At 33.7% G+C, this 11,523-nt stretch carries 12 protein-coding genes; 8 read left to right on the forward strand and 4 right to left on the reverse strand.

Going from position 1 to position 11,523, the window contains the following annotated elements:
* Positions 1 to 44: 44 nt before the first annotated feature.
* Positions 45 to 2,489, forward strand: coding sequence for a DNA topoisomerase I (gene topA / locus HNP90_RS04175; RefSeq protein WP_011976610.1), 2,445 nt, complete (start codon positions 45 to 47; stop codon positions 2,487 to 2,489).
* Positions 2,490 to 2,524: 35 nt separating this feature from the next.
* Here topA and trxR read toward each other — a convergent pair whose 3' ends face one another.
* Positions 2,525 to 3,430 (reverse strand): F420-dependent thioredoxin reductase, encoded by a 906-nt coding sequence (trxR, locus tag HNP90_RS04180; RefSeq protein ID WP_011976611.1) that lies wholly within the window; start codon positions 3,428 to 3,430, stop codon positions 2,525 to 2,527.
* A gap of 86 nt (positions 3,431 to 3,516) precedes the next feature.
* Positions 3,517 to 4,521 carry a hypothetical protein gene (locus tag HNP90_RS04185; RefSeq protein WP_048060400.1) on the reverse strand — a complete coding sequence of 335 codons (1,005 nt, stop codon included), beginning with the start codon at positions 4,519 to 4,521 and terminating at the stop codon, positions 3,517 to 3,519.
* 339 nt (positions 4,522 to 4,860) lie between these two features.
* On the opposite strand from HNP90_RS04185, the gene HNP90_RS04190 reads away from it, so the two are divergent.
* From HNP90_RS04190 to HNP90_RS04205, 4 genes are all read left to right on the forward strand, one after another.
* The gene (locus HNP90_RS04190; RefSeq protein ID WP_011976613.1) at positions 4,861 to 6,360 is read left to right on the forward strand and encodes a DUF2193 domain-containing protein; all 1,500 of its coding nucleotides are present in this window, start codon (positions 4,861 to 4,863) and stop codon (positions 6,358 to 6,360) included.
* Positions 6,361 to 6,392: 32 nt separating this feature from the next.
* On the forward strand, positions 6,393 to 6,608 hold the full coding sequence (locus HNP90_RS04195) for a DUF2180 family protein (protein WP_011976614.1): 216 nt from the start codon (positions 6,393 to 6,395) through the stop codon (positions 6,606 to 6,608).
* On the forward strand, positions 6,605 to 7,324 hold the full coding sequence (locus HNP90_RS04200; protein ID WP_011976615.1) for an MIP/aquaporin family protein: 720 nt from the start codon (positions 6,605 to 6,607) through the stop codon (positions 7,322 to 7,324). Before HNP90_RS04195 ends, HNP90_RS04200 begins: the two co-directional genes overlap by 4 nt.
* A gap of 129 nt (positions 7,325 to 7,453) precedes the next feature.
* Positions 7,454 to 7,711 carry a hypothetical protein gene (locus HNP90_RS04205; protein WP_011976616.1) on the forward strand — a complete coding sequence of 86 codons (258 nt, stop codon included), beginning with the start codon at positions 7,454 to 7,456 and terminating at the stop codon, positions 7,709 to 7,711.
* A gap of 48 nt (positions 7,712 to 7,759) precedes the next feature.
* Here the strand turns inward: HNP90_RS04205 and HNP90_RS04210 are convergent, their stop codons facing one another.
* A complete protein-coding gene (locus HNP90_RS04210) occupies positions 7,760 to 8,338 on the reverse strand; it encodes an FmdE family protein (RefSeq protein WP_011976617.1) in 579 nt (192 codons plus the stop codon).
* Between the two features lie 65 nt (positions 8,339 to 8,403).
* A complete protein-coding gene (gene cobA / locus HNP90_RS04215; RefSeq protein ID WP_011976618.1) occupies positions 8,404 to 9,123 on the reverse strand; it encodes a uroporphyrinogen-III C-methyltransferase in 720 nt (239 codons plus the stop codon).
* Positions 9,124 to 9,347: 224 nt separating this feature from the next.
* On the opposite strand from cobA, the gene cgi121 reads away from it, so the two are divergent.
* From cgi121 to HNP90_RS04230, 3 genes are read left to right on the forward strand one after another with little or no spacing between them, the layout of a single operon-like run.
* The gene (cgi121, locus tag HNP90_RS04220) at positions 9,348 to 9,779 is read left to right on the forward strand and encodes a KEOPS complex subunit Cgi121 (protein ID WP_011976619.1); all 432 of its coding nucleotides are present in this window, start codon (positions 9,348 to 9,350) and stop codon (positions 9,777 to 9,779) included.
* A gap of 12 nt (positions 9,780 to 9,791) precedes the next feature.
* Complete coding sequence (gene hisD, locus HNP90_RS04225) at positions 9,792 to 11,066, forward strand: histidinol dehydrogenase (RefSeq protein WP_011976620.1); 1,275 nt, start codon at positions 9,792 to 9,794, stop codon at positions 11,064 to 11,066.
* Between the two features lie 32 nt (positions 11,067 to 11,098).
* Positions 11,099 to 11,518: a hypothetical protein gene (locus HNP90_RS04230; RefSeq protein WP_011976621.1), complete on the forward strand. Its 420-nt coding sequence runs from the start codon at positions 11,099 to 11,101 to the stop codon at positions 11,516 to 11,518.
* Positions 11,519 to 11,523: the final 5 nt, after the last annotated feature.

Raw genomic sequence — 11,523 nt, forward strand, 5'->3', positions numbered from 1 at the left:
GCTTTTTTCAATTATTTTATTATTAATTTAAAACGTGAAAAAATATGACTGGACTAATTATCTGTGAGAAACCAAACGTTGCTAAAAAAATTGCAGAAGCTCTTGGAAAACCAAAGAAAAAATCCCATAATTCTGTGCCATATTATGAAGTGGAACGAAGTGGGGAAAACGTAATTGTAGCTTCAGCAGTAGGTCACCTCTACACGCTCCAAGAAAAAACCAAAACCAAGTTTGGAGACTACCCTGTTTATGATATAGATTGGGTTCCAGCATCCACTCTCGATGAAAAAAAATATATTCAAAAATACATCGATGCACTGAAAAAAGTTTCAAAAGAAGCTAACAAGTTTTACGTTGCAACGGACTGGGATATAGAAGGAGAATTAATTGGATACCACGCATTAAATTTCTCATGTGGACAAAAAAACGCTCACAGATTAAGATTTTCAAGTTTAACAAAAAAAGAAATTGTAAAAGCTTATGAAACTCCGAATGAAATAGATTTTGGGCTCGTTGATGCAGGAGACAGTAGACACAAAATCGACTGGTATTTTGGTATAAACGTTTCAAGAGCACTCATGCAGGCCGTAAGTTCTGTTAAACGATGGAAAACCCTCAGTACAGGTAGGGTTCAAGGTCCAGCACTTGCTTTTTTAGTAGATAAAGAAATGGAAATTAAAAATTTCGTTCCGACACCATACTGGGTGCTTGAAGCTCTTTTGGATAATGAATTAATTGCAATTCATGAACTTGAAAAATTCTGGGATGAAGAACAGGCGAATGAAGCTTTTGAAAAAGTAAAAGGCCAAAAGGAAGCTACTGTTTCAGACGTTAAAAAAACCATGAAAAGCATTCCTCCAAATCCGCCTTTCGATTTAGGTGCACTTCAAAGAGAAGCACACAACATGTTTAGATTTTCACCTAAAAAAACACAGGAAATTGCACAAAAACTCTATGAAAAAGGATACTGTTCATATCCAAGAACGAGTTCCCAAAAACTTCCTGATGATAAAGCGTACATGGACGAAATATTGAAAAATCTTTCAAAAAATAAAAATTACAAGCCATACATTGAAAGAATTTTAAGCGAAAACAGAAAACCAATTTCAGGTAAAAAGGACGATCCTGCGCACCCTGCGGTACACGCAGTAGACGTTCCAAAAGAACACCTGCCTGATGATGAGTTAAAATTGTATGAACTAATTGCAAGAAGGACTATTGCTCTTTACTGGGATAATACTGAAAGGGAATATTCAAAAATTAATCTCGATATAAACGGTGAACCATTCAAATTAAGCGGTTCGAGAACCGTTAAGGAAGGCTGGCACGAAATTTACTACTACACTAAATTTGATGAGATAGAACTTCCCGATTTAAAGGAAAAAGACGTAATAAATGTAAATAATATTAATTTCGAAGCAAAAGAGACGAAGCCCCCAAAAAGATACACAATGGCTTCAATTATCAAGGAACTCGAAAAAAGAAAACTCGGAACAAAAGCAACAAGGGCGGACATTCTTGAAAAACTGACCAAAAGAGGTTACGTGATTGAAGATGGTTCTTTAACGGTTACCGACCTTGGAATCGGAGTTACCGAAACTTTGAGAAAGTACTGTCCCGAAATTGTTGAAGAAACCCTTACAAGAGATCTTGAAGATAAATTGGAACTTATTCAGGATAAAAAAATTAAAAAAGAAGATGTCATAACAGAAACACAAAACAAGCTTACCAAAATCCTTGGAGAATTCCGTTTAAAAGAAAAAGAAATTGGAAATGAACTTGTAGATAAACTCGATTCGACAAACCGATCTTTACAGATAATTGGGAAGTGTAAATGTGGTGGTGACCTGATTATCATCCGTACAAAAGGCAAAAAAAGATTTGTTGGATGCAGCAATTACCCAGACTGTGATGTTACATTCCCACTACCTCAAAAAGGAAGAATTAAAGTTTTAAATGAAGTCTGTGAAACATGCCATAACCCAATAATTGGACTTGATAGGGTAAAAATTTGTGTAAATCCTGATTGTACCACAAGAATTTCAGAAGAAGATAAAAAAGAAATTGAAAAAGCAGAAAAAGAAGAAAAAATATGTCCAAAATGTGGTGGTAAGCTTTTAATCAAAAAAGGCCCTTACGGCGTATTCAGGGGCTGTGAAAATTACCCAAAATGTAAATACACGGAAAAATTAAACGGGGAATCCAATGAAAAAGAAATCGTTGGAAAATGTCCAAAATGTGGAAGCGACTTATTTAAAAGAAGAGGCAGATTTGGGGAATTTATCGGATGTAGTAATTACCCAAAATGCAGGCACACTGAAAAAATAGAAAAGAAAAAAGACGATAACGCAGATGGAACTAAAGCAGAAAAAAATGAAGAACCAAAACCAAAAACCACTAAAAAATCAGCTCCAAAAAAGACCGAAACTAAAAAAACTACCAAATCGACTGCTAAAAAAACAACTGCAAAGAAAACCACTAAAAAATGAGTTAAATATTAAAAATTAAAAAAGTTTAAAAAATATTATTCTTTTTGAATACTACTTAAAGCACCGGTAAATGCAGTTACCCCCTCACCAACTGCTTTTGAAACCTGTAAAATTCCGCCGGTAACATCCCCGCAAGCATAAATTCCATCAACACTTGTTTTACAGTTTTCATCGGTTTCAATGAATTTTCGCTTATTGAGTTTTATATCGCTTTTTTCTAAAAATTCAGTATTTGGGACGTACCCAAAGCTCATAAATATTCCCTCTGCAAAAATGGTTTTTTCTGTTCCGTTTATCGAAACCTTAACTCCTTCTGCTTTTTCGGTTCCAACAATTTTAATCGGTTTTGCATTGAGGACTACTTCAAGATTAGTCATTAAGTTCATTCTCTCTTCCATTATCTTTTCGACAGCCCTTAATTCGGGCCTATCTGTAACTATCGTTATTTTCTTTGCAATATCCTTCAAATTATATGCAGCCATTATTGCAGAAGTGCCCCTTCCAAGCACAATTATTTCCTTGTTCAAGAAAAAGAATGCATCACACATTACGCAATAACAGACCCCTTTTCCCATATAGTCGTCTTCATTTAAACCCGGTTTTTTGTAGCGACTTCCTGATGCAATTATTATTGATTTTGCTTCGTACTTTTCGTTTTTAGTAATTACTTTGTAGGGTTTTGAAGAAGTGTCTATTTTTTCAACTTCTTCATGTATTATTGGAAGTTCGAAGTGTTTTGCATGTTCTGAAAATTTTTGGGCAAGTTCAAAACCTTTTATCGATTCAAAACCAGGATAATTTTCAACAATTCCGGCTTCTGCAATTTTTCCGCCTTCATTTTCTTTTTCAAGACATAATGTGCTTATTTTCGCCCGCATTGCATAAATTCCGGCAGTAAGTCCTGCTGGACCGCCCCCAATAATAATTAAATCATATACCATCAAACCACCTGTTGTTCTCAATAATAATCTCTCTTTAAAAATATATAAAATAGTATAAAATATTAAATATCGTCTTTAAATCAATTTTATGGTTTGAATGATTCGAGTTTTTCTTTTAAGTTGAAAACACAACCGCCAATGTTTTCATCGTTACAATTTATTTCGATTTTTGAGATATCTTCGGTATCTAAAAATGCAAAGATATTATATGCTGGACATCCGTACTGGGTTTTTTTGGTTTTTGGAAGGATTAATTTTTTTAATTCTTCTGAAATATCGTTATTTAAATATAATATTTCATTTTCGATCCCTTCATTCATTACGGGTTTATTATTCAAAGTCTGAGGACTTCGTGTAACAATTCCTGATGAATTTGAAAGAACTGATGCGTAAATCATTCCTTCGATACTTGAGGCTGGTTCAATTATTGTTGATTCATCTTTTTTTATAAATTCGGGAAGAAATGATGCTTTAATTCTAAGCCATGTGCTTTCTTCAGGATTTTCTTTGATAATTTCTTTTGCTTTTTTTGATAAATTTGCATTATTCAAAAAATACGTTTTAAATTCCAAAGATAATTCTCTCAAACGTGCATCTTCCGAATTTTTATGGGTTAAATGGTAATTTACATTGTTTGAAAGCTTTTTATTATAATAATTTATAAGGTTCTCGGCTGCTTTTTTCGTAAGTTCTAATGCATCTTCAAAACTGATTTTCGTTTTATATTCGATTAATTTAGCGTATTCGTAAGTTTCAATTATAATATTAGTTTCAAAATCTTCATTGGTTTCAAGTGCAATTGAGACGTAATCTTCGAGGGTCGGGTGTCTCATTAGCATTTTTAAAACTTCTTCTTCAGTTGTATTATAATTTAAACTTTTGATTTCTTGATGCGTTAAAAGACATGGGCCTGCTGTGATATTTTTTGAGATAAAGTCTCCCAAAATTCCAATAAATCTGTGAGATGAAAGTGCCGTAAATTCATTTGTATTAACTGGTTTTAAACCATATTTTTCGATTATACGGTTCCAGTACTGGGGATAAGTATGCTTAAAGTAAAGGTTTGTAAATTCTTTTTGACAAACCACCAAATTACCACCCGTGTAAATTCAGTTAATTCTGGGGCGAATTACTTTTAAATTTTTCCCATTGATTAAATATTGTTTATTGTAGTGTCTTAATATTACACTACCATTATACTATATATGGTTTGCTGTTTTTTTGAAGAAAGAAAAATACGTTCAAAATAACGACTATATCAAAAAATACGAAAAATTATAAGTTTTTCTAGTTTATTTAAAAAAGCATATAATAGGCTATTTTCATAAAATTTTATGGCCACTAATTAGGCGGAGGGGGCTTTAAATTTAGTTATCACCCCCATTTAACGTCTAAGCCTCAAAATATCCAATCGATGAGGGGGATTTGATATGGAAGAAATATATTCAAAAATGGTTGATGAAGCAATGGCTGCACAATGGGCGGATGTTGATATAATTAAGGAAAAGAGAGGGCATGAATTTAAGATAAAGCATGCAAAAGGATACGTAGATGTTGCAAACAAAATGGAAGCAGTTGGAAATCAGGACGCTTCCGTATTTAAACTACATAAAGATTCCATCAATGCACACTTTGATGTTTTATGTGATCTTACAAAAACAGTAAGACCCGAAGATGACCCATTCGTTGAACATTATCAAACTCCAGCAATACTCGAAATAATGTACAAAGAAGATCCAGAATTTAGAAAAAGCGTTGAAAAATTTATTCAGACTATTGAAAAGTCAGAAGCACTTATCGGAAGAGAAGTCCTTCGAAGATATGGTGGTTTTTATGGGCCCACCTGCGTTGTGGACTTTGCATTAATTCCTGGAAGTACTAGTAACATCGTAAACAGGATTCTCAAAAACGTAGATATGCCCCTTGAACACAAACAAGCAATTTTAGCTTCAAAATCCTGGGGTATGAACACATCGTATGGTTTTGGAGAAAAATTCGCAAATGCGGTTGAAGCTGGAAAATCATTAACTGACGCCGTAAATGAAGAAATTGAAATGATAAAATTCATTTATGATAAACCAATTGAGGCTCAAGCAAAACTTATGGATGATTTTGGCCATGAAAGTTTTGATGTACAAAAATACATGGCAGAATACAAAAAGAAAATGAAATCTGCCGTACTTGCTGCAATGGAATCAGAAGTTCACTATGGAAACATTGTAACGCTTCCAGCATATTGTGTCGGAGATATTGCACATCACATTGCCCAATCGACATTTAACATGTGTAAAGACGACGTTATAATGGCAATAATCGAATCCGTTTCAAATGTAATGGACAACACTTTGAGATCCAATGTAAAGAACTTTAAAAATGAATATGAGGTATTATCTCTTGCAACAGGATCAACTGCTGCTGCAACTGAATGTATACTCGAATTAGATGGATTTAATGCACCGACGGTTGTAGATCTACTCACCAAAAGATTCCACAACTATGTACAGCTCTACCCCACCAGAGGCGCTGCTGCAGAACTTCACAATCATGATTTCATGGACATGATTTATAGGGGTTGGAAGTTAATCGATAAAGCTAGAAGAGTTAAAAATGGAAGCGATGCCCCAATAACTCCAAAAGTAGGTAATTTCAAAGTAGACCTCAATCCCATTTTCAAAAATCAGGTCATAATGAATCCACAAAGGTATGCCTACCCGGCATGTGCAATAACTGTTAGATTTTCAGCATTGATGAGACTTGCAGACTATCCATGTCTTTTAACAAGTGAACCCATAACTGCAACACTAATGACAAACATTATTGCACTACATAAAGAAACTCCGGGAGCACCTGCAAGAGTCTGTAAAGATTGTGCAACAGCCTGTTTAGTAGACTTCAGACACCAATACTGTCAGTATAAAGAAGCAATCTAACTAACTATTCTTCATTTTAAAGGAGGGGGAATATGAAGTGTTATCTATGTAAATTAGAAGGAAAAGATACAGATGCAGTTGCTTCGTGTATCGTTTGTGGAATGGGAGTTTGTATGAATCACGTTGTACGTGAAGAAGTTGACCAGTGGGAAGGTGGCTATCCATTCCCGGCTACAAAATTAAAAAAAACTATTCCAAGAATGCTCTGTATGCCTTGCTATAATGCACTTCAGGAGGGAAAAAAATGAGCTTGGTCAAAAGATTACTTGCCGAATGCCTTGGAACAGGTGTTTTAGTATTCTTTGGACCCGGTGCTGCTGCAATGACTTTAATGATTACAAATAATACGGGAACTGCAGGAATCGGACTTCTTGGGGGACTTGGAGACTGGTTTGCAATTGGATTTGCATTTGCACTAGCAATTGCCGCAGTAATCTATTCACTTGGACGTGTTTCTGGAGCACATATTAATCCGGCAGTAACTGTTGGTCTATGGGCGGTTAAAAAATTCCCCACAAAAGAAGTAATTCCCTATATTATAGCCCAGTTAACTGGTGCTGCAATAGGTTCCATACTGTTCTTTGCATGTGTTGGACTTGATTCCGTAACAGTCGGGGGGCTTGGAGCTACCGCACCATTTTCAGGAATAAGTTATTTCCAAGCAATACTTGCAGAATTTATTGGAACCTTCCTGTTGATGTTTGTTATTATGGGTGTTGCTGTCGACAAACGCGCCCCAGCGGGATTTGCAGGGCTGGTTATTGGTTTAACAGTCGGTGCAATAATCACAACAACAGGAAATATCGCAGGATCATCATTAAATCCTGCAAGGACTTTTGGACCTTACTTAATAGACAGTATTTACGGCTTAAATCTCTGGTACTATTTTCCGATATACATTATTGGCCCACTTCTCGGTGCAATAGTTGCTGCATTCACTTACGAATACTTAAATCGTGAATAAGGATAAATACCTCTTTATTTTTTTGAAAAATTCTAAAATTTAAAAAAATTATTATGTATTTTAGATAATTTAAAAAGTATTAATATTTTGAATAACAATATATTATTACCATATACCGGGGGCCTAATTATGGGAGCTATTTCAGAATATTTTGAGATTAAAAATGAAATTGGGGAATTAAAAGAGGAAGTTAGTAAAAAAATCAATGATTCGAATGAATTTGCAAACTCCAGATCTGAATCCATGCGGCATATTAATAAAAAAATAATTTCAAAAAAGAAAAGATTAAAAAACGCTGAAAATCGAATTATTATATATTATATATTCCCTTTGTTTATGATTACCATAATTTTAGCCTATTTTTACTTGAGGCTGAATTTTCTATAATATTTATTTAATCTAAAAATCTTTTAAAATCAAAAAATAAAAAAGAATTTAGTGAACTAATTTTTGGAAACATTCTTTACAAACGATTTTACCATCAATTGTTCTTCCTTTAATTTCCATAAATGTCTCTCCACAGTTATCACAGGTAAGTGAAGGGTAAAGTCTTGCTTTTGTTGGTTCTTCAATTTTTACCCATTTCACATCAAACAATTCTTCTTCAGGGGCTTCCAAGAGGTGTTTTATAGCTTCTTTTCTTCTTTCAAACATTTCTTTCTTTTCTTCTTCTGTTAACGTTCCTTCATTGAACTTTTTATTAAATGTTCCAACCTTATCTGCGAGATTGTATTTTAAGTACATTCTAAGCGCTTTGTTGTTGTCCCTTGAATAAAAAGTGTAAACATGCTTTCCGTTATCTTTAAATTTCAAATTTCCTTTTCCAAATGTACATCCAAGCATCTGCTGTATTCCATCAACACTACAGGAGTTATTTTCAACTATTGCAACGAGCTGTTCGTCTTCAGATCTTTCATAGTGGTCAAGCACGTATTTTGAAACTCTGTATCCTATTGCAACCCCAGGACATTCGTGGCCGTGGAATTCAATTGTTTTTTGGTAGTCTTCGTTCAAGTTTTCACCAGTTATTCTAATACTTGCAGTATGGCCGTATTACTTTTTATAAGTTTTTATTAATTTTAAAGTACATTTACAACATTTCCAACCAGAATAATTCCCGGAGGGCATGCATTTTCCAATTTTGCCTTTTCAACGATATTTGAGAGGGTTCCTTTAACCATTCTTTGATTTTCCCTTGTTCCATCCATCAAAATTGCAACTGGGGTATTTTCATTTCTTTTTGGGTTTTTCAATAATTCTTTTACGTGTTTTTCAAGAGTCGTAATTCCCATCAAGATTACAATTGTATCTGCATTTAATTCGCTTAATTTGACTTGCATTTCGTTTTCAGCCTTGTCTACCGCTTCGTGTCCAGTTACAACAGTAAAAGACGTTGCAACTTTTCTGTGGGTTACCGGAATTCCAAAAATTTCTGGAACTGATATCGAAGAAGTAATTCCAGGTACCATTTCATATTCTATTCCTTCTTCTTTTAAAGCGAGTACTTCTTCCCCGCCTCTCCCAAATACAAAAGAATCTCCACCTTTAAGTCGTACAACATTTTTATTTTCTTTTGCCTTATTGACTAAAATTTCGTTTATTTCTTCCTGCTTGTAGGAGTGCTTTCCCTTTCTTTTTCCAACATAAATAAGTTCAGACTCTTCTTTAGCATGTTTTAAAAGTTTTTCCCCAATTAAATCATCATAAACAATTACATCTGCATTTTTTATCGCTTCAACGCCTTTTAACGTAATCAATCCTTCGTCACCAGGACCTGCACCAACTAAAATAACTTTCATGATTTTTCCCTTTTCTTTAAATTTTATATAATACTGAGATTTAAGTTCAATTTTATATATAAAATTTGATATTTAATGCTAAAAACTTCCAAACATTAATTTATCGAATAAATTTTAAAATAAATACTTATAAAAGAAATATAAAGGTATATTAAAATATAATATTATGACTATTCTTAAAATTCATGTTTTAAATGATTTTAAAGTAAAATAAGAGCGAAAATATGATAATAAAAGGCATTAGAGATGCAGAAGTCCCTGATGAAATTTTTAAAATGGGCCTTGAATTTCAAATATTAAATGCAGACCTAATTGCTACAAAAACACATGTTTTGCATAGCATATATCAGGCAAAAACAAAAAATAATATATCGAAAAATATCTGGATGGAAATCCTGCTTCGTGCATCCGGACAAAAACAAATATCTAATGCAATAAAAGTCCTTGGTGCAAGAAAGGGAAATATCTGTGTTATATGCACTGATGAAAAAACGTTCAAACAGATTAAAAACATCGTTAATGGGTTCGTTGACGATAGTGTTCTTGAATTAAATGAAGAAAAAGAAAAAAAGATAAGGGAAGTTTTCGAAATTAACCTTCACGGAAAACTAATTGAAAGAGTTTGTGAAAAAATTGCTCTTATCGAGGTTCAATAGTTGGTGTGGTTTATGATAGTCAAAAAAATATCCGAATTAAACGAAAAAGACTTAGATGTCATAATTAACAGGAACAAAACAAATATTTCAGGAATTTTACCAACGGTAAGTGAAATTTTAGAAAACGTTCAAAAAAATGGGGATAATGCCTTAAAAGAATACACTAAAAAATTTGATGGTGTTGAAATTGATAATTTTAAGGTAACTTCCGAAGAAATCGATAAAGCGTACGAAAAAATTGATTCGAAAGTAGTTGAATCCCTTGAAAAAGCTTATATGAATATCAAAGAATTCCACGAAATTCAGTTTAAAAATTTAACAGAATGGGAAGTTGAAAAAAACGGAATTAAAGCAGGACAAATCATCAGATGTGTTGAGAAGGCTGGATGCTATGTTCCTGGTGGAAGGGCATTTTATCCGTCTACCGTTTTAATGACGGTAACTCCTGCAAAAGTTGCAGGTGTCAAAAAAGTTGTTGTAACGTCTCCACCAAACGGAACCGAAGGAAATCCCGCAACACTTGTTGCATCAGACATTGCTAAGGCTGATGAAATATATAAAATTGGTGGAGCCCAGGCTATTGGCGCTCTTGCATATGGTACCAAATCTATTCCAAAAGTCGATATTATTGTTGGACCGGGAAACATCTTTGTAACTGCTGCTAAAAAATTAGTTTACGGAGAAGTTTCAATTGATTTTCCAGCAGGCCCTTCAGAAGTACTTATTATGTGTGATGAATCATCAAATGAAGAATATGTTGCGATGGACTTTTTAGCGCAAGCTGAACACGATCCCAATGCATCATGTGTAATAACCGTTACTTCAAAAGAAAAAGCTGAAAAAATTAAAGAAAGAATTTTAATGGAAATAAAAACTGCTAAAAGAACGGAAATCATTGAAAAATCAATTTTAAATTCTGCAATTGTTATTGGTTCGCTTGATGAATGTATTGAACTTTCAAATGCTTATGCTCCAGAACACTTGGAAATAATGACAAAAAATCCAAGAGAAGTACTAAAATCAATTGAAAATGCTGGAAGTATTTTTTTAGGAAACTATGCGCCAGTTCCAGTTGGAGATTATGCAAGCGGTACAAACCACGTTCTTCCAACGTCCGCATGTGCAAAAATGTATTCTGGACTCAGCGTTGAAACATTTATTAAAAAACCAACAGTTCAGGAATTGACAAAAGAAGGTTTAATGGAAATTGGAAATATCGTAACCACTCTTGCAGAAGCAGAGGGGCTATTTAACCACTCTGAAGCGGTTAAAAGAAGGTTAAATTAAAAAATATTAAAAATCGATACTGTCGTGAAAAAATGATGCAGCAGTTAAAAATACTTATATCAGTTTTTGTCGTTATGATGATTTTAATGGTTGGAATGAAGACTCTGAATGATTCAGAATTATTGGATACCACGGATTCATTTACCGAAACTTATTTTGACTATGCAGATTCGACTTTGGAACTTTCAGAAAAGGTTGTAAATACTACAGAAAATATTTCTGGAAATAGTTCAAAAGAAGAAGCTATTGAAACTGTATCTCAGGCCGTTGAAGACTTTGACGATTCGTTAGATTATATAATGAATATGGAAAAATACCTAAATGACCCAGATTATTCTAAAGAAAGTGAAGAAGAAGTTCCCGAAACTCCTGAAAAAACAGAACTTAAGACTCCAGAAACAGAACCTTCTGAACCTGAAGATGGAATTGTTATTGAAGTTGACTTAAAATAATATCT

Source organism: Methanococcus maripaludis (assembly GCF_013760955.1).
Taxonomy (GTDB): Archaea; AGJL01; Methanococci; order Methanococcales; family Methanococcaceae; genus Methanococcus; species Methanococcus maripaludis_A.